General features: G+C 36.3%; 19 protein-coding genes. 18 read left to right on the forward strand and 1 reads right to left on the reverse strand.

Annotated features, from left to right (window positions below; all coding sequences use genetic code 11):
- Positions 1–39 precede the first annotated feature (39 nt).
- The 16 genes from GRF59_RS15200 to GRF59_RS15275 all read left to right on the forward strand — a co-directional run bounded on the left by GRF59_RS15200 (position 40) and on the right by GRF59_RS15275 (position 14,149).
- Positions 40–939: a hypothetical protein gene (locus GRF59_RS15200; protein ID WP_160498566.1), complete on the forward strand. Its 900-nt coding sequence runs from the start codon at positions 40–42 to the stop codon at positions 937–939.
- The gene (locus GRF59_RS15205; RefSeq protein ID WP_160498567.1) at positions 917–2,680 is read left to right on the forward strand and encodes a hypothetical protein; all 1,764 of its coding nucleotides are present in this window, start codon (positions 917–919) and stop codon (positions 2,678–2,680) included. The genes GRF59_RS15200 and GRF59_RS15205 overlap by 23 nt, the downstream gene beginning before the upstream one ends.
- 12 nt (positions 2,681–2,692) lie before the next feature.
- Positions 2,693–4,168, forward strand: a complete 1,476-nt coding sequence (locus GRF59_RS15210; RefSeq protein ID WP_160498568.1) for a hypothetical protein — start codon at positions 2,693–2,695, stop codon at positions 4,166–4,168.
- 14 nt (positions 4,169–4,182) lie between these two features.
- Positions 4,183–5,793 carry a hypothetical protein gene (locus GRF59_RS15215; RefSeq protein ID WP_160498569.1) on the forward strand — a complete coding sequence of 537 codons (1,611 nt, stop codon included), beginning with the start codon at positions 4,183–4,185 and terminating at the stop codon, positions 5,791–5,793.
- A gap of 85 nt (positions 5,794–5,878) precedes the next feature.
- On the forward strand, positions 5,879–6,349 hold the full coding sequence (locus GRF59_RS15220) for a hypothetical protein (protein WP_160498570.1): 471 nt from the start codon (positions 5,879–5,881) through the stop codon (positions 6,347–6,349).
- Positions 6,350–6,385: 36 nt separating this feature from the next.
- Positions 6,386–7,369: a hypothetical protein gene (locus GRF59_RS15225; RefSeq protein ID WP_160498571.1), complete on the forward strand. Its 984-nt coding sequence runs from the start codon at positions 6,386–6,388 to the stop codon at positions 7,367–7,369.
- Positions 7,370–7,431: 62 nt separating this feature from the next.
- Entirely contained in the window at positions 7,432–7,950 is a 519-nt protein-coding gene (locus GRF59_RS15230) for a hypothetical protein (RefSeq protein WP_160498572.1), read from the forward strand.
- Between the two features lie 14 nt (positions 7,951–7,964).
- Entirely contained in the window at positions 7,965–8,381 is a 417-nt protein-coding gene (locus GRF59_RS15235) for a hypothetical protein (protein WP_160498573.1), read from the forward strand.
- Positions 8,378–9,568, forward strand: a complete 1,191-nt coding sequence (locus tag GRF59_RS15240) for an Ig-like domain-containing protein (protein WP_160498574.1) — start codon at positions 8,378–8,380, stop codon at positions 9,566–9,568. The genes GRF59_RS15235 and GRF59_RS15240 overlap by 4 nt, the downstream gene beginning before the upstream one ends.
- A 13-nt stretch (positions 9,569–9,581) precedes the next feature.
- The gene (locus GRF59_RS15245; RefSeq protein WP_160498575.1) at positions 9,582–10,049 is read left to right on the forward strand and encodes a hypothetical protein; all 468 of its coding nucleotides are present in this window, start codon (positions 9,582–9,584) and stop codon (positions 10,047–10,049) included.
- Between the two features lie 3 nt (positions 10,050–10,052).
- Positions 10,053–10,766 (forward strand): hypothetical protein, encoded by a 714-nt coding sequence (locus tag GRF59_RS15250; RefSeq protein ID WP_160498576.1) that lies wholly within the window; start codon positions 10,053–10,055, stop codon positions 10,764–10,766.
- A gap of 20 nt (positions 10,767–10,786) precedes the next feature.
- The gene (locus GRF59_RS15255; protein WP_160498577.1) at positions 10,787–11,590 is read left to right on the forward strand and encodes a hypothetical protein; all 804 of its coding nucleotides are present in this window, start codon (positions 10,787–10,789) and stop codon (positions 11,588–11,590) included.
- Between the two features lie 68 nt (positions 11,591–11,658).
- On the forward strand, positions 11,659–12,087 hold the full coding sequence (locus GRF59_RS15260) for a hypothetical protein (protein WP_160498578.1): 429 nt from the start codon (positions 11,659–11,661) through the stop codon (positions 12,085–12,087).
- Between the two features lie 147 nt (positions 12,088–12,234).
- On the forward strand, positions 12,235–12,708 hold the full coding sequence (locus GRF59_RS15265) for a hypothetical protein (RefSeq protein WP_160498579.1): 474 nt from the start codon (positions 12,235–12,237) through the stop codon (positions 12,706–12,708).
- Positions 12,668–13,099 (forward strand): hypothetical protein, encoded by a 432-nt coding sequence (locus tag GRF59_RS15270; RefSeq protein ID WP_160498580.1) that lies wholly within the window; start codon positions 12,668–12,670, stop codon positions 13,097–13,099. Before GRF59_RS15265 ends, GRF59_RS15270 begins: the two co-directional genes overlap by 41 nt.
- A gap of 45 nt (positions 13,100–13,144) precedes the next feature.
- Positions 13,145–14,149: a tyrosine-type recombinase/integrase gene (locus GRF59_RS15275; RefSeq protein ID WP_237391849.1), complete on the forward strand. Its 1,005-nt coding sequence runs from the start codon at positions 13,145–13,147 to the stop codon at positions 14,147–14,149.
- 78 nt (positions 14,150–14,227) lie between these two features.
- Here GRF59_RS15275 and GRF59_RS15280 read toward each other — a convergent pair whose 3' ends face one another.
- Positions 14,228–14,941 (reverse strand): hypothetical protein, encoded by a 714-nt coding sequence (locus tag GRF59_RS15280; RefSeq protein WP_160498581.1) that lies wholly within the window; start codon positions 14,939–14,941, stop codon positions 14,228–14,230.
- A 216-nt stretch (positions 14,942–15,157) separates the two neighbouring features.
- Here GRF59_RS15280 and GRF59_RS15285 point away from each other — a divergent pair, with 216 nt between their 5' ends.
- Together GRF59_RS15285 and GRF59_RS15290 are read left to right on the forward strand one after the other, a co-directional pair.
- On the forward strand, positions 15,158–21,667 hold the full coding sequence (locus tag GRF59_RS15285) for an NlpC/P60 family protein (protein WP_160498582.1): 6,510 nt from the start codon (positions 15,158–15,160) through the stop codon (positions 21,665–21,667).
- A 50-nt stretch (positions 21,668–21,717) separates the two neighbouring features.
- Positions 21,718–22,491, forward strand: a complete 774-nt coding sequence (locus GRF59_RS15290) for a phage tail domain-containing protein (protein WP_160498583.1) — start codon at positions 21,718–21,720, stop codon at positions 22,489–22,491.
- Positions 22,492–22,510: the final 19 nt, after the last annotated feature.

Raw genomic sequence — 22,510 nt, forward strand, 5'->3', positions numbered from 1 at the left:
TCACTTTTTTTATTCGGGAGTTTATAGGAAGGTGAAATCATGAAACTTAAACAGCCTGAAAGGGTCGTTTGCCTTAAGTGTGACAAGGCTAAAGCATTGAATAATTATTATGTTAATACCAATCCCCTCTTCTCATCAGATAAGCTAGCGGTATGCAAAAACTGTATTGTAGATTATATAGGATTAAAAGATTCACCTGGTTATTTAGACAGAATTAAGCTAGTTCTTGCACTTATGAATAAACCTTTTATTGAAGAAACATTTGAACGAAGCGAAAGAGATTGGGGTAAGTATATACCTCAGTTGTCGTCTTTACCTAATTACAAAGGTAAAACATTCTCAGATAGTGAACAATACGTTAACCAAGTACCTGAGTGCATTGTCTCTACACCCCCAAATTTCACAACCAATGAGGAAACACTGAAAGAATTGATTGATAAATGGGGAGATTATCCCACAGAGGAAGTTGTCTTATTTGAGAAAAAGTACAAACAACTTAAAGTCAATTATCCTGAAAGAACAGCTATGCATACAGAAGCTTTGCAGATCTATGTACGCTATCGAGTAAAAGAGGAGTTAGCTACAACGAAGGGTCTCTATAAGGAAGCCGAGGCCTGGGGAAAGCTGGCAAAGGAAGCTGCTACGGCTGCTAAAATAAATCCCTCACAACTTTCCAAAGCTGATCTTTCAGATGGCTTAGATAGCTTCTCGCAACTAACGCGAAATGTTGAACAGGCCATCGATGTCATTGAGATACTTCCCTATTTCAAGGAAAGACCTCAGGATTCCGTAGATTTCACTATTTGGTGCTATGTAAATTACGTTCGTGATCTCAAGGGTCTTCCAGTTGCAGACTATAAAGAAATTTATTCATTCTACGAACAGAGAAAAAAGGAATATGATAGATTGACTGAAGGTGAAGATGATGACATCTTATAATAACTTTCAATCTAATAGCGCTAAACATACAAAAAATCGATTAGATGTAAGGAATCCCGATTTTAATAACACAGTTGAAATGAAAACTGAAAATCAGATTGATAATTTCACAAGAAACTTGAGTAAATATAAAGATTTTGTTAGTTGGTGTAGATGGAATCCAGATCTATGGTATGACTTAATTACTCCAGAAACTGGAGGAATAAGACTTGATTTAGATCAGAGAGTGTTCTTACGATCAATAGCAAGATTTCTTTCTACTTATGGAGTTTTTCCACGAGGATATGGAAAAACGCTTATTGAAGTAATGGGCATGGTTCATGCTGCTATTTTTTATCCAGACATTGAGATCTCTATGACTGCTCAAACTCTACAAAATGCAAGCAGTATTTTCGAAGATAAGTGGCGAGAGTTAATAAGGTTTTACCCATTATTAAAGAATGAAGTTGCGGGCAATCCTTCTTTCTCAAAAGATAGTGCAGAAGTCAATTTTATTTCTGGAGGAAGAATTGATGTTCTTGCTAATGCACAAAGCAGCAAGGGGCAGCGACGGAAGAGACTGCAAATCGAAGAATCAGCACTTCTCAATAATGCACTATTTGAAGACTGTCTTGAACCAATACCCAATGTACCCAGAAGAACCATCGGGAGAGAAGCAGTAATCAATCCTGAGGAATTGAATGGTCAAATCAATTTTTTCACAACTTCGGGTTTTAGAGGTTCAGATGAATTCGAAAGAAATTTAAGAATGCTCGATGAAATGGCAGAATTGAAGGGTAAAATGGTGATTGGTTCAGATTGGCAGCTCGCAGTTAATTATGGTAGAGGTGAACCTAAATCAGCACTACTAGATAAAAAAAGCAAGCTCTCTCCTACCTTCTTTGCTATGAATTACGAGAGTAAATGGGTTGGTGCCTCTGATGGAGCAATAGTAAATATTAATAAGGTCATCGACTTAAGAACATTGTCCTCTCCTGAATTCAAAAGTGATGGAAAATCAGAATATGTAATTTCTGTTGACGTGGCGAGATCATCTTCTCAAAACAATAACCAAACTTCAATTTCGATATTAAAAATCAAAAGAAGTAAAGATGGAAAAATTCTGAAAATTTATTTGGTAAACTTAATAAACCTACCAAATGGTCTTAATTTTAGCGCCCAGGCTATTGAAGTAAAAAGATTGAAATTATTATACGATGCGAAAATAGTAGTGGTAGATACCAATGGTGTTGGCGTTGGATTAAAGGATGAACTCCTGAAAGATACAGTAGATCCAATTACGGGTGATAATTTGGGATGTTGGAATACAATTAACACCGATGATGATCCTGAGTCAAGCGAATCAGAAAAAATATTATATGCTCTTACCTCCCAAGGAATTAACCACGACATAATTGTTAACTTCATAGATATGGTGGAGAGTGGGAAACTGCAGCTATTAGTTAAAAATACTAATAATAACTACGATATAAATGACAAGGAACATGTTCGAAAAATATATCCTCACACCCAGACAGATCTTTTACTTGAGGAAGTAGCAAACTTAAAAATCAAGCAACTTCCCGGTGGTAAGTTCACTGTAGAACAATTAACTAAAAGGGTTGATAAGGATAGATATAGTTCTTTAAGTATGGGATTATGGTACATAAAAGCCTTTATGGATAAAACAAGAGAAAAAGTGAATCTTAACCCTCATGACTTTTTCTTAATGCGTAAGCCTAACATCTATTCAAAGCATTAAGGAGGTGATAAATTGTCCCAAGAGATTACTGAAAGACAACAAATGTTAGCAACATTCAAGGAAATCGCACTTATTAATCTAAATACAGAAAACGCCTCAAGTCGAGTAGTGGGTACATTCAGCAAAGAGGATATAAAAAAATACTTAAAAGATAAATCGAATAGTGAAAATCAAAAAAAACTCAGAGAAATCAGCAAGCAGCTCTATTATACCTCATCACAATATCGAAGATTAATCAACTACTACGCAACTCTCTATAATCTTGATTACGTCATTGAGGGGTTTGGATCTAATCCAGAAAAGATAGACCCAGCAAAGTATAAAAATTTATATATCAAGAATGTTGATTACGTAGAACGTATGAACATCAAAAATGAATTTACCAAAGCTAGGTTGATTACTTATCGAGACGGAGTATTTTTTGGCTATGCAAGAGTATCTAAAGATGGTTTTTATATACAAGAATTGAATCCTGATTATTGCCGCTTGTCATTTATAGATGCTACCACAGGCTTGTTGGGATATTCGTTTGATTTCTCAACAATTAACTCAACCAATAAGATAGAATCTTATCCAGATGAGTTCCAGCGTATTTATAATGATTTACAAAACAAAAAAGGTAATAAGGATAAAATAGTGAGAATAGAATCTCCATTTGCGATTTGTTTAAAAGCTAATTCTGACATCTATTCTATCCCTCCCTTTGTTTCATTGTTTGAAGGCCTTCTTGATATAGCAGATTTCAAGGCATTAAATAAAAATAATGAGGAAATCGGCAACTATAAACTCCTATTTCAGAAGATACCTATGAGAACGGACAAGGATGCTCAAATAAACTCATTCTTAATTGATAAAGACTTTGCACAAGTCTTTCATGACAATATCGAAGAGAACCTTCCTCCGCAAGTTGGTTTGATGACCTCCCCGATGGACATACAGGCGATAAATTTTGATCGCGATTCTATTGATAAAAACAAAGTTGGACAAGCAACGAGTCAATATTGGAATGAGGCTGGAGTTTCCGAGTTGCTTTTCAGTTCAAATTCAAACTCAAGCGCAGCATTAAAATCCTCAATCATAGCAGATGAGTCCGATTCCTCCATTTTAATCAAGGATATTGAGAGATGGATAAATGAACATCTAAAGGCAACTCAAACAGGTGCATATAAGTTTAGGGTTAGAATTCTTGAAACAACCAGACATAATAAGGATGCATATTTGGATAGTAGACTAAAGGCGGCTCAGTTTGGTATGCCTGTCAAAAATGAGATTATTGCCGTTATGGGGTCTCAACCAAGTTCAATGTATTTGAATACATATCTTGAGAATGAAGTATTAGAATTACCTTTAAAACTCGTACCGTTGCAATCAAGCCATACGACCTCGGGAGATCCAAATAAGAAAAATGGTGCTCCAACAAAGAATGAGACCGATCTTACAGATAAAGGGTTGCAAACAAAAGATTTAGAAAGCAACTCTGCAGGGTAAGGAGGTGAAATTATATGTATGAAAAAATGTTGCGTTTTGATGTTCATATCTCTGATGTAGAAAAAATCAATCCTCTCTTTTCTAAATGTAAGATCCGCGTATTGTATGCAGGTCTCAACAGAAATAATTCATACTTATCTCGCAAATCAATTGAAGAGGCATTGCCATCTATGTTTAATATCCCTATTGTTGGCGAGTTTGAGCAAGAAACAGAAAACTTTGGTGGGCATGGTGGTGCAATCGATGTGTCAGGAGATAAGCCCAAATGGATCAATACTACCGTTCCTTATGGATTAGTTCCTGAAAGTGCAAACATATATTGGGAAGAAGTCGAAGAAAAAGATGGTTCCATTAATGAATATCTGGTTGTAGATAATGCGTTTTTATGGACTGGTCGCTACCCAGAAGCACAAATGTTGATCGGGCAGCAGTTCAATCAATCAATGGAGATTGAAATCCAAAAAGGAAATTATTCAAATATTAATGGACAAAAGACGTATGAAGTAGAAAAATTCCTCTTCTCCGCTTTGTGTATTTTAGGCATCGACAAGGAATCCGATCCCAGTGGGCACGTTGAGCCATGTTTTGAATCAGCTTCGATTGTTGCATATCAACTAGATAAAGATAAGTTTAAAGATGATTTTCAAAGAATGTTAAAAGAGCTCAAATTTTCGTTAAATGAATCATCCTCTTCTGAGGTTAAAATAAATGATTCGCAAGGAGGAAATAAAGTGGAAGAAATTCTAAAAATGCTGGAGCCTTACAGTTTGACATTGGAGGACTTGCAAGCGAAAGGAATTAACCACGAAGACTTCTCTCTTGAGGAACTTGAAGACAAGGTAAAGACTGAATTTACAGTTGCAGATGAAGGATCTCCATCTGAAAATAAAACGCCTAATACTTTTACACTTACTGGTTCTCAATTGTTTGAAGAAGTTAGTCGTGAAATTTCTAATTTCGGCAGCATTGTCGATGAATATTGGGGATTCGAGTATCCTAAGTATGCTCTTGTAGATATTGATACCGAAAAATCCCATGTAATTGCTTATGATTATGAAAAATGGTATACCGTTGGTTTCTCCTACTCCGTAACAGGTGATAAGGTATCTATTGATCAAGCATCCATGCAGCGATTCAAAGTTAATTATGTTCCAATGGATCTATCTACTGAATCCCCTACCCTATTCAGTGAGTCTATTAAGAATTTTGCTAATCAAATTAAGTCTCACTCTGAAGAAAGAACAAAGAATAGGTTCGAATCGCAATTATCTGATAAAGACCAAGAGATTGAATCTTTGAACCAGACCTATAAGCAATTGCAAGAAGAATTCTCTAAAGTCTCTTCGGAGTATTCCACAAAACTCCAAAAGGAACGCGAGGATGTTGAAAATGCCCTTTTCTCTTCTTTCGCAAATGAATTGTCCGAAGAAGAGATGAAGCCTGTTAAAGAATCAAAGGAACAGTTCACACTTGAACAAATTGAAGAAAAACTCTTCACACTAGTTGGTAAGAAAAAAGCAAAACTTAATTTTAGCATCGAGACTAAACCAGTTATCGACATTGAAATAAAGAATGAAAAAGTCAAAAAGTCTGGGAAGTCTTATGATGTTCTGTTTGAAGACTAAATCTTAAAACGTTACTCAATTATTAAATACACCAAAATGGTGTGTTTTTTATTTTCTTTTAAAAACAAGGAGGATTTTATAAATTATGGCGATTCGCAAAGATAAAATGCAGTCTGTTGTAGCAGGTAATATTGAAAGTGTAGTTCTTGCTGCGGATACTCAAAATGGTCAAGTTGTTACTCTGGGTTCTCCAGTAGTAGGAGAGCGTGAACTGGTAAATGGTGTAGCTCCCACTGATGTAGTTACTCAGGAAATTGTAATCATCTCCTCTCCTGAAATTGTTTACGAGGCAGGAAAAGGGATTCTTGATTTCGTTAATAAGGCAGGTAAACCAGCTCGTGCAGATCATTTCACTGTTGGTGATAATGTAACAGTAACTGATGATGTGATTGATGGCACTAGTGTAGTTGATAAATTCCTTATTCCTGTGAATGGTAAAACTAAACTTGCCCATGCAAATGATCTTACTGGTGGAACTCGCTTCGCTGCGGTAGTTATCGGTAAAGGTAAAGTCTACGGTCAACCAGCAACCACATTCCGTGTTGTACAAGCCTAATAACATAAACATACATATAGGAGGAATAATATTATAATGGAAAACCAAAATGCAATTATTGATTTGGCAATTGACCTTGCAAAAGGTTCTGTAGCTACTTACTCGAAGGAAGAAGCAAACGAAAAACTTCGTGAAGCTTTGAATAAACTTACTGGTTCCGCAGATGGAAAGTTTGACGCTAAGAAGTTCCGTAGAAATAAAAACGAAATCTTTGAGATTATCGAAGAAGTTGTTGACGCTCGTGTAGAGGAAGGTATCAAAGATCAATTCGATCAATTCGTTGATTATCGTTCGACTGCTTTTGGCGATAAATTGTCCTTTACACCTGAATCTGATGAACTGTTTGAAGTTGCTAAAATTGCAGGTGGTACTAATAACCTTCGCCGCCAACGTATTGCTGAAGGACAACCTTACCAAATTGATACCGATTGGTATGGAGTAGCAATCTACGAGGAGCTAGAACGATTCCTTGCTGGTCGTGTTGATTGGGTTAAGCTTGTGAACAGAGTTGAAACTTCGTTCAAGGCAAAAATTACTGAACAAATCTTCAATGCCGTCAAAGCGGCTTACAACGGTTTGACGGCCCCATACAAACACACCGGCTCCTGGGATGTAGATGAATTTAATACACTCGTAGAGCATGTTCGTGCCCAAACAGGGATGAACCCAATGGTAATTGGTACTCGTCTTGCAGTACAAAAAGCAGTCCCTGCATACGTTTCTGAAGATATGAAAAATTCTCGTAACGCTGATGGATACTTTAAAGAGGTTGACGGTATTACATTCGGTATTATGCCACAAGCTCATAAAGTTGGCACTGATGAATTCGCAATTGATAATAACTTCCTACTTGTTCTTCCAAATGGCAATGAGAAAATCGTGAAATTTGTTATGGAAGGCGTAGCATTGATTGATGAGGCAATCGGTAATAAAGATGATTCCAAGGAATATGAACTGCGTAAGAAATATGGCGTAGGCGTAGAGACGGCTGCAAAATACGGAGTATATATCCTCGCTTAATTTTCAATTTTAGGAGGGCTCTCCCCTCCTAAAATAATTAACCTTTGAAGGGAGTAAATATATTGGCAAAGCAATCTATGAGTATAAATAAATCAGAAAATAAAGAACAATCTCAAGAACAGAAAAAAACACGTCAAAAGTTAGACGAGAATGTTTTGGTACCTGTTTCCAGTAATGTTAAAGGTGGTTTGATTTATAAATCTCCTCGTTCCGGTCAAGTATGGAAATTTACCGACTTTGGCGATGAGGACGTTATGGAATTAAGTGAACTCAGAACTATGCTTTCTTCTCAACGAGCTTTTCTTGAAAAGGGTTGGCTTAAAGTTATGGATCAGGAAGCAATTGACTACTTGAATCTTGCTAGATTTCAGAAAAATGTAGTTGATCTAGATGATATTGATCATATTCTTGAACAATCACCAGAACAAATCAAGCAAGTAATTAAAGAAGCCAACACAAACACTAAGTCATTAATTTTCGGTTTCGCTAGGGACAAATATGTACTCGGAGAACTGAGAGATGTACATATTATTAAAGCGATTGAAGAAGGTTTAGGTCAAAAACTAGACCCTAATAACTAATTGGGGTGTTGCTAGTGGGAACTCAATTTGAAGATATTTACGATGTATTTCTAAGTCAGATTTCAGACTCGATTTTTTTGGAGAAAGATTCTGATGATAATTTAAAATATCGTTATTTGCTAAACAGCATCCCCCGTTTCAAAAAGTGTAGACAAGATTTATCTAAGCGTGACTCAGAGTCATTTGATGAAGCATTGAACGATGAAGATATTTTAATTTTAGGGACTTTAATGGTTGTTGAATACTTAAATCCTCTAATCATTTCAATTGAGAATCTTAAACAATTCATGTCATCTAAGGATTTCTCTATGACTTCTCAAGCAGCGCATCTTAAGCAATTATCAGACATTAGAGAGATAAAGCGTAAAGAAGCAGATAAATTGATCTTGGATTATACATACAACAACGGCAACCTTGGTAACTTGAAATGAGTTACAAAGATAAGTATAAAGTCCGCGATAAAATGTATGGAGTGAATGTTAGAGACATTAGGGTTCATAGTAGCAATCTAAATCTATCTTCAATTTTTAAGGATTCGCCAGTCTATTATCAAGTAGCTGATATTATTTCGAATGAGAAATACGATCTTCAAATTACTGATAATAGTAACGCAACAGATACGAAAAAATTCATCACTCCTTTCAGCTCACTAATCGAACTAGGTATAACGATCGATTGGAAAAACGATAAGTGGATTGTTATTCATTTTGATGAAAATAGTGAAATCTACAAGAGTGGGATATTGCGAAAATGCTTATCTACTATAAAATGGCAAGAATCAAATGGCGAAGTTAATGAAACCTTCTTTACTTACACAACAACTGCATTAGGTAACTTCGGAGTCGACAATGGTAAGATAGTTACACTCGACAACGAGAGAAGACAATTGACCATACAAAATAACGAAAATACCTATGAGTTCAAGAAAGGTAAAAGATTTATATTTGATGACCGTGCATGGAGAATTAGTTCAATAGACAAGCTCGATGATAACCTAATTTATCTGGTTCTTGATGCTGATAATATCGATCCTTCTAAAGATAATGTAGAGCTCAGAATTGCTGACTATGTCAAACCAAACTATGTCATCAATCTTAATCAAACAAGCATTTCATTAAAACCAGATGACTCTTTTCAATTGTCGGTGTCAGTCACAAACAACAATAAACTTATGTCTTCCCCTCTACTCTCCTTTACCTCATCTGATTTTAACATTTGCACTATTGATGATTACGGCCTTATTTCCGCTATATCCGAAGGTAATGCGACTATTAATGTTTCCTATAAAGACATAAGTACAACTTTAGATGTTGTGGTTGTTCCACTTCAAACACACAATTATTCTGTTGTCATTAATGGCGATGTTTCAATTACAAAGTCCAAGACTAAGGCTTACAGTTGTGAATTCTATGATAACGAACTAGCTGTGCAGATGGATGGAGTTTTCAGTTTAACTGATGTAAATAACAAACCAACTTCTCTGGCTACTATCACAACTCAATCAAACAACTCGTGTATTATTCGTGGTGATTCCATCGGTTATATTTTGTTACATGTATCCAATGCTGATGGATCTGTAACTATGACAAAACAAATCCAAATAAAATCTGCTATCTAAGGAGGTGAGTGTGATGAGCAGACTTGAAAATCTAAGTAAAGACAAAGAAACCATTATGTTGAGACTTATCGACTCACCCGACTTATGTAAGGCACTTTACTATCGCAATAGCGATTTTTTGGATCAATCCGACATTGAGGATACTAGTGAGTTACTGTACAAGAACATCTATCCGTTTAGTACCGTTCCTGAATTAAGCAAGGACAGAATGTCCTATGTGACTATGGCCCTTAGAAATTATGGATACATTAACAATGTCTTTAGGCGAGGATACGTTTATTTCTACGTAATTATCCATAAGGATTTGCTAAGAACCGAATATGGATTTCTAAGAAATGATTTCATTTTAAACGAAATAGATAGGTTGATGAACGAAAAGCGCGGAATCGGGATTGGTAAGACGAGGTTTTATAAGATGGATGAGATGTATGTAAATGATAGCTATACTGGTTATTACACCTCTTATAAATTGGTCGATTAAGAAATGAATCATGAAGATCTGAAACTTAAATTACTATCCAATTCCCCTATCTATTTATCAGGCGCAGGTATCATAAATATCCCCTCCGTAAGAACAATCATTGATATCGGACTAAATGAGTATAATATTCGACTCTCCCATTTATTGATCGACAAGAGCTACCTAAAAGAGAGTATCGACAATATTTCCAACTTCGATATCTTCTTCGCTAACTGCTATCACAACACATCTTTTAGATCTAATAGTTTCGACTTACTGCGTTTATATTTTGCAACAGAGTGTTCTTTAGAACAAGACGATTACAGTATCTCTATAACTATTGGTGACAAAGGTCATTTAGATCATTCGAATTTCGATGAATTTCAAGAAATGATAAGTACCGCCCACAACATACGACCATCTAATGAAGCTGAGTTTAAACCCGGCAATTCAAAGGCCCAAGAAATGGTAGATATGATTCTCAAGAATAGAAAGAAGCAGCCTAAACCAAAAGAAAAGATGGACTTACATAGCATAATTTCTGGACTTGCATGGAAAAGCAATGGACTTAATATTCTAAATGTTTTTGATTTGTCTATTTATCAAATCTACAATGGCCTACAAGTTACCGATAACATCGATAATTACCATCATACTCTAAATGGAATATATGCAGGAACAATTGAAACTAAAAATATTAAAATATCTGATTTGCATTGGGCAAATAAATCTAATTAACTAATAGGAGTGATACATTAATGGGTGCACCAAATGTATGGGCAATTAAAGAAGTAGCACTTGCAACATTTTATGATCTAAAGACAGAAAAAGCTAAGGTTCAACTTCGAAACTTGAAAACAGCGGGAATTGAAAATTCTGGGGAAACGAAATATGCCCAAGGTGGTCGTGGAAACACTAAGGTTGTAGGGTTTTCAGGAAACCGAGGAGGAAAAGTAACTCTTCAAGACTGTGTATTTACTAATGAAGTTATCGCGATGATGACAGGGAACGATATTAAAACAGGTGCAACTAATGTAATTCAGCGTCAAGAATTGAAAGTGGTAGCTAACAAAGCAACACTTGATTATACTCCTGTGAATGTTACAAATGGATTGATTAGTGTATACAAACTCAACGAAGACGGTACACATGGCGATGAGATTACTTTTACAAAAGGAACTGTAGCAACAACTAACTATACGCTAGCAGCAAAGGTACTGTCATTCTTCGCAAGTGATCTCGAAGACGGATCTGATATCGTTGCATACTATAATGTAGCCACTGATAGTACGGCAAAAACAATCACCGTTTCTACAGATAAGTTTGCTGGCTCTTATAAAGTTGTTCTCGATTGCTTGGTTCGTAACACTGTAAATGAGGAAGATTATGCAGCCCAGATTGTAATCAACAAAGCAAAAATGGAGGACAATTGGAAGATCGATACTAGCGCCGATGGTGACCCTTCCGTATTTGATATTCCACTTGAAATGCTAAAACCAGCCAAAGGTAATGAGATGTATACAATGACAATTTATGACGAGGCTCTAATCCCAAACCCATAAGTCCTCGCACTCTTGGTACATTGAAGGCGGGGACTGATCTTGTTCTGAACACTGGATTTGGAGCCAGTTTGGATACAACGCAAGCAGGAACAACGGGTGGATCATGTGTTAAATTTGAATATGGCGACAAGGGAAACGGTAAAGCTACAATCAGCGGTGGAGTGATTGAGGGGATATTGGGCAACAAAGCAGGTCAATATACTGTTAGAGCGAGAGTCAAAGTAACTTCTACAACTTCTACAACTCCTATCTTTGTTTTAAGTATGCAAAATCTAAATACAATGACAATATTTGAGAGATATAAAGGCGCTGGTGAGCCAAGTAATGAACAGGTAATGTTTTCTCCAAGTCAGATGAAAACTGAATGGAATTGGGTAGAACTTCCTTTCTATTGGGATGGTATACAACCAATTGAATTATGGACAGGCCGAAGAGGTGGCTATGAACCTGATTTAGTATTTTGGGAAGACAAAGTTGAATTCGTTTCAATGGATTAAGAGAGGGTATCCCCCTCTCTTTTTTGTGTTTTGATATATTATTTTGATTTATAAGGCATTTTTAGACTCTACTCATTTGTAAAAATGAGATTTTTCAAAAAAAGTGTCTTATGACACAACTATTTAAAAACGGGAGTGAGTTTTACAATGGCAAAAACAAAAAAGCTTACAATTGCTGAACTCGACAAGATGGAAAACGAACTAAATCAGAAAGAGACAATTAAGATTCTGGATGGCAAATACGAAGTCAACATCCACAAAGTATTTAAGGATAGTGATATTGAGGATATGCTTCTCAATTACATGACTATTTTACAGGAACTCAATAAATCACCAGAAGCTAATTTGAAGAATAGTGCCTCCCTCTATATAACACTGATTCTACGTCATTTTACCGACTTGCCAATTCCTGAATCTAATGAAATCGATGAGCTTATCAGAATTACCAAAGTGTTGAAAAATAAAGGCATCACAACAGAAGTAACTGAATCTCTTCCCAAAGATCAGTTAGAATATTTAGGCACCAGAGCACAGGAAGCATCCGTAGCCCTTGAAAAACTTATCAAAGGAGCTGAGACTAATGGCGGCTCAGAATATGAAACAACTGGAGTCATTAATTAAGAAAAAGGTATCTAATGCGCTCATGACTGATGTTGCACCCAGGGCAAAGAATACCATGAAAGAAAAGATCGATGACTGCGTATATTCCGTCTACTCACCCACCATGTACGAACGTGAGAAAGAGAATGGTGGTCTTACAGATGATGCGAATATTCTTATCTCATTAATAGGCGATACCACACTATCTGTTGAAAGTCATCGTATGGACGGAGATCGAAATGTTAGTGAGATTGTTGAATCTGGAGTTGGCTACCAATATGATTTCGAGTATAACGGAAGACCAAGACGTTTTACTGAAGCAACCAGAGAAGAGTTAAGAGATACCGGCAGCCACATAGCGGCGTTATATAGCGGATTAAAGAAGCAGGGCCTTGATGTTAAAGTTAGATAAAAGAGTTATTTCATAAAGATAAAAATACACAAGTTGGTGATTCAATTGAGTAAGAAAGATGTTAAGAAAAACACATTGCGTGAACCCGCAAAGAAACTTGCAGATGTCACTGAAGAGATGTGGTTAAAAGTAAACGATGATTATAGAACTCTTGTCGAAGAATTCCTAACTGTCCAGGACTTGAGTAAGGCTTCTAAATCTCAGTACAAAAGTGTTTTGCGTCAATTTGGTTGGTATATGTATGATTCGATGAACAACAAATTCTTCTATAAAATATCTAAGCGTGACTTCATGAGATATCTTAGTTATATTCGCGACAACAGAAAGATGTCTTCGTCTGCAATCGGCATTCGTAAGTCGGTGGTTTCAAGTTTATGTAACTATATTGAAAATGTAGTTGCTGAGGACGATGGAAATTACAAGATGTTTAGAAACTTTACTCGTGGCCTCCCTCCTATTCCGAAGAACCGAGTATACGAAAAAGTAAAAGTAACTCGCGATGAATATGACATGATGATGAAACTCCTTGAAGAAGACGGCAACTTGTTAGGAATGGCTTGGTTAGCTACAGCATTTCTAGTTGGAGCAAGGCGCTCAGAAATTATTCAATTTAAGACTGAGATCCTTGAGTATAGCGTTCCAGAAGGTCAAAGCTATGTTCTTTCTCATATTGTTCGTGGAAAGGGACCATCAACAGATGGAAAAAAATTGGAATATATGATACCACTTGAAGTGTTGCCTTATTGGAAAAAATGGATTGAATCCAGAGGATATGAAAGCGAATTTGTATTCTCTACTCGATACGACAATGATATTAAGGCAATGTCTTCTGCCTGGGCAAATGATTTTTGTACAAATACCCTTTCAGATATGTTAGAACGTCGAATCAATGTACATATTTTTAAGAATTCTTGTATAACTTACCTCCTAGAGTCTGGAGTTCCGATGCATTTGGTCTCTAAATATGTAGCTCATCACAATGATATCTCAACAACGCAAATATACGATCTTCGAGATTTTGAAGAAGAGAAGAATCAAATATTCGGATAACTTCTGTGAAATCCATCTTTCATCAAAAAAATTTAGACAACATAAAAAAGGAAGGGTATCCCCTTCCCTTTCTCTACTCTAGTCTTGAATCGTAGTCAATATTCCGTTATCGAAATATAGATATCTGTTACTGCCGTACACCCATTGCTCATGTGTTAATGTGGCCGTTTTTGTTCGGTTGATGTTCTTAGGTTTGCCCCAGGTAGATGCGAGAACTTGATCTTTAGTCATTCCAATTTGAGGACTGTACGGGTTTTTATCAGCTTCATTTGATGCCTTTACTCTCTCCTCGCGCTCTTTCTCTTCTTTAAGTTTCAGTTCGTCAATCTTCTTTTGTTTCTCAATTGGATCTTCATATACTTCCCCATTAGCTCTTTGCTTAAAAGATAAATACTTTGGATTCAATTTATGAAGTTCTTGTTCATACTTTGCCAACTCTTCCTTGGTAATAATACCTGGAATTGGATCAAGATATTCTAAACTATCCAATGCAGATGTATAATCTTCATTTTCTTTCGAATTTAATGATGATGCATAGTTATACAAATCGATCTTTTGTTTTAAATCTTCAGGTAAATCGAGTTTATAGTTATAAACCGTTGGATCTTTTGACATTTCGATATATTTTTCTACTTCTTTATCCAACACTTTCATCACATCTGTATATTTTTGCTTCTTTAGATATTCAAGAGCATTCTCTTTACTCTTCGCTGGAGTAACATTATTGCATCCAGATAAAATTACAACAATCAAAGTTAGATATAATACAATCGATAAATTATTGCTCTTCAATGAGTCCCCTCCACGTAAAACAATCTAATCATAGAGTCTTATCTACCGCACGACCACAATTAGAAAATTATGTCACAAATAATAATTTCATTCTATAGTTAGTCATTAAAACAGTCAACATCTTAACAGGTGTTGGCTGTTTTGCTTATTAACTATATGCATCGGAAGCGATTTTGTATCGCTTCTTTTTTATTTTATAAAGGGAAGTGATTACAATTGAATGAAGATTTGAGAATTCTCATATCTGTAGGACTGAAATCAACTACTGTTACGGATATTAATAAAGAACTTGAAAAATTAGCTAAAGACACCTCTCTTCAAAAACTAAACGTAAAGATAAATATTGACGAAAGCTTTACAAAGTCAATCAACAGTTTCATTGAAGTAACAAAAAAATTAGATCAAGCCTTGCAGCAACAAAATCAGATTGTTAAAGAAAATATTACTACATACGCAAAACTTGATGGGTCAATAGAAAAGGTTCGAGAAAAACATTTAGCAAATGGAACAATAATCACTCAAACCAATAAAAAGATTGACGAACATAATCAAAAGCTTAAACAAGAAACCCAAGCATATGATGACCAGAGAAAAACTATTCAACAATTTGAAAAAGAACTTGTTGGTTTTAACAAGCTTAAAACTCAAACCGTAAAGAATGGCGCTGGGGAAATAGCTGGATATAGAAATACATATGTAAGTCCAACAGGTCAACAGTTAACTGTCAATGCCGATGCAGAAGGCATCGTTAAAAAGTCTACACAGACACGCGATTATCTCCTTCAGATGGGAGATATTCAAAAAATTGAAGATGCTCGGATTAAATCAGAGCTAAGAGTTCGCGATGAAGAACGTAAAGTCAATGAGGCACAACAAAAAGCAATTCAAAAAAGTGCAGACGCAGATCGTGAAGCCCATAACAAAAAGCTAAGCCAATTAAGAGAATTTCAACGTAAAGCAGAAGAAACATATGCAAAGATCGGTTCTCAGAAATTAACCATAGACAATGCTCAAAAATTAGATGGCACTATCGCTCAGGTAAGAAGCCTTGATGTGAATGATGCTAATCTCACTTCTAAAATGAGGAATATATCTAATGGATTTAAAGATATATCCGCATCAGCAAAAGAAGGCTCTACTAGGCTTAGGGCATTTGTGGATAGCGCAGGAAAACTAGCAGCTCATGTGCCAGTTTTCATGGCGGTTCACACTGCTATTTATGGTGTGTTTAATGCCATATCTGAAGGCTTCAGGGGTATGATTGACATTGAGGCTAAAATGGCTGGCTACATCCAAACCAACGAAACATACTTTAAATCGCTGACGGGCGAAGGATTGGATCAAAAAAAGATCAATGATCAAACTCAGCAATTTATTTTGACTGCTCATGAGCTTGGTGCCGAAATTGGCGAAGTTACTGAGTCTGCCCGTCTCTGGGGGCGAATGTATAAGGACGTTGGTGTAGTTCAGGAACTAGTACGTCAATCCACAATGCTCTCAACTGTTGACCTTGTATCACTTGAGGACGCAACAAAATCAATGGAATCAGTTCTCGCACAATACGGAGTCCAGTTGAAGAACGTTGCTGCCGCCCAGTTATACGGAAACCGAATACTAGACTCCTGGTCTAAAGTGGCTCACGATACGATGGCTCCCGCCAGAGACCTTGGAGCAGCATTTGAACGTACTGGCAAAATCGCATCTGAAACTGGCGTTTCATTCGACTTCTTGAATGGTTTAGTATCTTCGGGTATGCGAAACACTGCTTTGTCAGGCGAAAATCTCGGCAACATGTGGAAGACCGTTCTGGGTACTATTCGAACCGGTAAAGCTGTAGCTGAAATTGAAAAACTTGGTGTGGCTACGAAAGAAGTTGTTGATGGTACTGAACAATGGCGTAAAGCTGAAGATATTCTATTGGATTTATCTATAGCAGTCACCGACAAGAACTATGACCTTACTAAGTCCTATGCCGACATCTCGCGTGGTGTATATCAATATGCGAAACTTGCAGCATCTCTGAACGCTGGGGATATCTTACGTGGTACTGCTGCATCTATAAGCTCTTCAGGTGAAACTTTAGAGTACCTAAAAGTTCAAATGGATACAATTCAGCGAAAATCATCGCAGGTAAAAACATCGTTCCTTGAAATTTTTAACACTGCTGGAAACGATGGGTTAAGAAGTAGTCTTAAAAATATTTTAGATATCATTGATCGCTTGTTAATCGGCATTACAAAAATGCCCCCTGGACTGATTGAATTTGGAGCTTTATTTGCAGGTGTTGCTGGAGCTGCAGCTCTTGCTAAACAACCAGTTCTAAATTTAATTAAGACTATCGATTACTATAGAACTGCCAGAGTAGCAAGTGCCGCTGCAACTGCTGCAGAAACTACTGCTAACACCACCAATATTGTCTCTGCTGAAGGACAAATCTTAGCAACCGTACAAAAAACAGTGGCGACAGAAGCAGAAACCGCTGCGATAGGAATGCAAACTGCGGCAACCGCGACTGCGACCACCGTCGCGAATGGATTTACTGCTTCGGCAGCAGCGGCTACTGCGACAATGGCTATATTAACTGGGGGTCTTATTGTACTCGCTGGTATTTTTGTTACAGTTGCATTAAACGCTGGTAAAGCAGAAAAGCAACATAGGGATAATGTGCAGACCATCAAAGATGAAATAGCTGCAAACAATCAATTAATTAGTCAATATAAAAGACAATCCGAATTTGTTCCTAAAGCTGCTAAGGCTTATAAAGCTTATAACGACATGATTAATAAAGGTTCTCTTAATGCAAAACAACAAGCAGATGCTCAAAAGCAGCTAATTGAAGTCGAAAAAGCTTTAACCGAGACATTAGCAGATCAGGACTTATCAAGACTGAAGTCTCAACTAAATAGAACTGATGTTGACTATCAAAAAGCAATAGAAAATGAAATAGATTTACTTAATCAAAAAACTGAAGCTCAAAGAAAATCCAACAAAGAAGAGATTAACAGACTGCAATCCGAAGGAGAAAAAAGTATTGCATCGAAATACGATGAAATACTAAAGAAAGAAAAAGAGCTTACAAAATACAAAGAGCTAAACAAATATAGAGGCGAAGGAGTAGAATTTCGTCAACTCCAAGAACAACTTGAAAAGTTAAAAAACGAGTATGCATCTCTAAAAAAAGAACAGCAAGGTTATGACGAGCAATTACTACAATTAAATAGCGATCAAATCGATCAATTAAGCGCCAAATTAGGAACAGTAACCGAAAATGCAGACGATGCAGCTGAAGCCATAAATACACTATTTGAAAATATAGATGGTTATGCTGATGATGTCAAAACGCTTAATCAAACTATTGATAAGCTTAACAAAGGCCAATCTTTAAATAGCGAAGAAGTTTACGATTTAGTTAAGAAATATCCCGAACTTGCTGGACATGTTAAGAAAACAACCGAAGGCTGGAAGCTTGAGCTTGATGCAATTAAGAACTTACGCAAAGATAAGATAAAGTTTGCAAATGAAGACATTGAAGCTCAAAAGAAGAATTCTTTAAACACACTTAATGAATCCTTGAAAAGAATTAAGATATACGGTCTAGAATTACAAACAATTAATAATATACAAGATGCAAAAAAAGAAATAAACAAACTAAACGATACGACAAATCCTCTGTTAAAAGATGAATCATATCTAGGTGGCTTAGAAAACATTGGTGCCAATTCAAAACACGGCTCACCTTTTTCAGATTGGAATAGGCAACTTAATGATTCTAGAAAGCAGTCTGCTTCTGAGGCAAAATCTTTATTGCAAGGCTATGTTGATTCTCAAGAGAAAATTGAGAAACAGATGAACGACTTGTTATTATCTATGTCGAACGATGATTTCGGGATAGGTGAAGAATCCAAAAAAAATAACAAGGAGCTAAATGATAGCTTTAGCGAAACAAATGAAATTTTAACTGCAACACAAAAAAGACTTCGCGAAATTCAAACCGAACTCGAAAAGTTAAACAACAAACGATCAAAAATTAAAAAGGGTTCAGAAGAATACCGAAAGTCTTTGCAAGAAGAGATAAAGCTTCTGAAGGAACAAAAGAACTTATACGAAGACGGTATTAATAACCCAGAAAAATTAGTATCTACAAAAGTCACTACTTCTTCTAAATCTTCAACAGGTTCCTCCTCCTCTTCTTCGACTTCTGTTTCCAATTTGATCGCTAACGCGCAAAGTCTTCAGGGTAAGCTAACATACAAACAAATCTCTGGAGAGTTTAAAGGTACATATGATCAGTTCGTAAATAGAGCACTCTCAGATTGTTCTCAATTTGTTCAAGAGATGTTTAAACAGTTTGCAGATGTAAAACTCCCTCGTACAGCAGCTGAACAGTTTAAAAAAGGAACCAAGGTTGAAAAGTCCGATCTGCAAGCAGGAGACTTGGTATTCTTTAATACAACAGGTAAAACCGCTTCTCATGTTGGTATTTATACGGGTAACGGCAAGTTTATTCAGATGGGTAATCATGGGCTAAGTGAACAGAGTTTAGACAGTAAAACATGGACAGAGACGTATAAGTACGATGGTGCAAGACGTGTATCGGCTGGTGGAGTTACAACAACACCGAAATCTTCTTCGTCTTCTTCGCCTAAAACTTCTACCAAAAACGCCTCTCAAAGCGACTTGGATGCTGCTGCAGAAACTGCTAAACAAAAAACGGAAGAAGCTAACGCAAAAATATATCAACTTACTATTGATATAATTCAGGACGTTGTAACTGAATCAGAAAATCGTATTGATCGATTCAGTACACTCATAGCTCAATCCCAGGGTAGACAGTCGAGATATTCTGAGGATTCGGCTAACTGGAGAAAAGAAGAAAGTTCACAGTCATCCTATCTCCAAGAGCAACAGAAAGAAATTGAAAATCAGAATAAGCAACTTGATAAGCTGGTCAAAGAGAACGCGATTACTTCTGGAGAATTTGATAAACAGAAAGCCGCCAATAGTGAAAAATGGTGGGATTACGAAAAACAAATTCAAGAGAAGCGATTCAATGTTATTTCTAGTTACCTAAAAGAGTACGATGGTAAGATTGATAAGGTTAAAACACAGTTTGATGAAGCTAGTGCAAAGATGGGATTAATGACCGAAGGGACAAAAGAGTATAATGATGCCCTTCAAGATCAAATTCCTTTACTACGAAACGAGCAACAACTTCATCAACAGAAAATTGATCTTATTAATAAACAGCTAAGTAGCGATAAGCTTACCGCTGCACAAAAAGCTGAACTAATTACTCAACTACACACAGAGACGGCTGCATGGCTTGATAATGAATCAGCTATTAAGTCTAATATCGAACGTCTTGCTGATCTTAGAAAATCCGCAGCTGACAAAATCATAAGCGATTATAAAGCGATGATTGAAAAACAGAGAGACCTTGAATTGTCTGCGTTTGATCAGCAAAAAGAAGCCGAAGATAAGCGTCATGAACAGATTAAGAAAAATCTTGAAGAAGAAAATAAACTCTACGAAGATATCATCAATCCTCAAATAAAAGCTTTAGACAGACAGAACAGTTCGGATGATCACGAATCAGAATTAAATAATAAGCTTAAAGATCGTCAGAAGTTACAAGACGAGATCAACAAGTACTCACTGGATGAGTCCATTGAAGGTAAAGCCAAAAAGAAACAACTTCAAGAACAATTGTATGCCAAAGATGAAGAAATCGCTAAGTTTAAGCTTGATCGTGAACGTGAACTTCGGAAGCAAAGTCTTCAAGACCAATTAGATGATCATAAGAATCAGTCAGACCAAATTGCTGACAATGAAGATAAATTAAACAAAGAAATCAATGATAACATTGATCAAGAAAAGAAGGCTGTTGAGCAGAAATATAAAGACATTCTTGAGAATGATAAGAAGTATTACGATCTTAAGCAAGGATTGCTAAGTAATGATTCGTCTGTTGTTAATTCTACTCTTGCGGAATTGCAACTAGGATATGATACATATTTTGGGCAGTTGAAAGATCATGTATTTGATACTAACCAGGAGTTTGAAAATCTCAACTATACTCTTCAACAAAGCTTGGAGATGCTGAAAAAGTATTCAGGTGGAGACTACTCAGAACAGAATGACTTCCCATCCGGTTATACTCCCCCATCCTCCACTCCTTCATCTGGTAGCAACAATAATAATACAGCCAAAGAAGCATGGAAAAATTATCTGAGTAATAAGCAATCAGCAGAATCAATAACACAACAAGTTATTAATTTAAATAGAACTAACCCTAACTCACCAGAAATTGCTAAGTTAAAATCTCAGTTAGACACATTAAAACAGCAAAACGATTCTATGCGGACTCAATATGGGTTTCCAGATGGTAGTTATAATGAATTGAAGAATAAGAATATTTTCTCGGCTGAAACAGGTGGTATGACTCCAGCATTTACAGGTGGAAAGTTTCTTTTAGCACATGAGAAGGAACTAGTGCTAAACAAAAATGATACTGCTAATCTAATTACCGCTGTAGACATTACACGGAATATGGTTAGCGGTCTGAAAAATTTAACATCTCTGCTTTTGCCAAAATCACCATCCCCTGCTCTCGCAGGTGGAGTAGAAATTAAACAAATTATTATCAACGCGAATGACAAAGAATCAGGAGAAAGCATTTATAAGAAATTCGCAAAAGAGGTATCGAGGAATATGAAAAGAAACTAAAGTATTGCGGCGGGATTATGTCTCGCCGCTTTTTACTGTGAGGTGAAAATATGACAATAGCTGAAAGTCTATATTTTGTTTATGACGGAGTTCGAAGTGATGAGATGGGGCTTTTAAATGTAAACATGCAATCTGGAATGCTTGAGGAAATATTCCTACCAGAACAATCCATAACCGAAGTAACTATTAGAGGAAGAGATACACCATATTTTATTGAAACAAAGAGATCTCCATTTACCCTTAGTTTGTCTTTCGCTTTTGAAGATACTTTTGATGAGGATAAGATTAGGAGCATTGTGAACTGGCTTTCTAATCAGCCATATTATAAGCCACTTTATTTCTCAGACAATTTAAACAAATGGTATTACACCATTTATACGGGTGAAGCCAAGCTTCTTCATAATGCGTTGAAACAAGGCTACATTACAATTGAAATGAGAAACATTAGCCCTTATACATACTCACCAATTTATCAGTCAGGTGTCTTTGATTATTCAAACAATGTACCTGAAGGTTCAGAGTTTGTTTTGAACAATACTGGAACACTTAATTGTAAACCCTTAATCAGAATAGAAAAAGTTGGATTAGGTGAAATCAAAATCGTTAATTACTCAAATCGTGGAGAAACTTTTTCAATTATCAATTTGGTTGAACGTGAGATTGTTGATATCGATTGTGAGCAAGAAGATATTACTTCAGATATCCCGTTAACTTACCACTTTGATAATGCTACTGGTAACTATCCGAGTTTTGTTCCTGGTATGAACTTCCTTAGAGTCTATGGTAATTGCAAGATTCAATGGACTTATCAATTTGCACAATAGGATAAAAGGAGATCTGATT

This window comes from Paenibacillus dendrobii, from assembly GCF_009807035.1.
GTDB classification, from domain to species: domain Bacteria; phylum Bacillota; class Bacilli; order Paenibacillales; family Paenibacillaceae; genus Paenibacillus_AQ; species Paenibacillus_AQ dendrobii.

What these genes read in the sequence shown, in the direction of transcription:
- GRF59_RS15200 (WP_160498566.1), top strand. Translation starts at nt 40, where the DNA reads ATGAAACTTAAACAGCCTGAAAGGGTCGTTTGCCTTAAGTGTGACAAG.
- GRF59_RS15215 (WP_160498569.1), top strand. Translation starts at nt 4,183, where the DNA reads ATGTATGAAAAAATGTTGCGTTTTGATGTTCATATCTCTGATGTAGAA.
- GRF59_RS15220 (WP_160498570.1), top strand. Translation starts at nt 5,879, where the DNA reads ATGGCGATTCGCAAAGATAAAATGCAGTCTGTTGTAGCAGGTAATATT.
- GRF59_RS15225 (WP_160498571.1), top strand. Translation starts at nt 6,386, where the DNA reads ATGGAAAACCAAAATGCAATTATTGATTTGGCAATTGACCTTGCAAAA.
- GRF59_RS15240 (WP_160498574.1), top strand. Translation starts at nt 8,378, where the DNA reads ATGAGTTACAAAGATAAGTATAAAGTCCGCGATAAAATGTATGGAGTG.
- GRF59_RS15245 (WP_160498575.1), top strand. Translation starts at nt 9,582, where the DNA reads ATGAGCAGACTTGAAAATCTAAGTAAAGACAAAGAAACCATTATGTTG.
- GRF59_RS15250 (WP_160498576.1), top strand. Translation starts at nt 10,053, where the DNA reads ATGAATCATGAAGATCTGAAACTTAAATTACTATCCAATTCCCCTATC.
- GRF59_RS15255 (WP_160498577.1), top strand. Translation starts at nt 10,787, where the DNA reads ATGGGTGCACCAAATGTATGGGCAATTAAAGAAGTAGCACTTGCAACA.
- GRF59_RS15265 (WP_160498579.1), top strand. Translation starts at nt 12,235, where the DNA reads ATGGCAAAAACAAAAAAGCTTACAATTGCTGAACTCGACAAGATGGAA.
- GRF59_RS15270 (WP_160498580.1), top strand. Translation starts at nt 12,668, where the DNA reads ATGGCGGCTCAGAATATGAAACAACTGGAGTCATTAATTAAGAAAAAG.
- GRF59_RS15290 (WP_160498583.1), top strand. Translation starts at nt 21,718, where the DNA reads ATGACAATAGCTGAAAGTCTATATTTTGTTTATGACGGAGTTCGAAGT.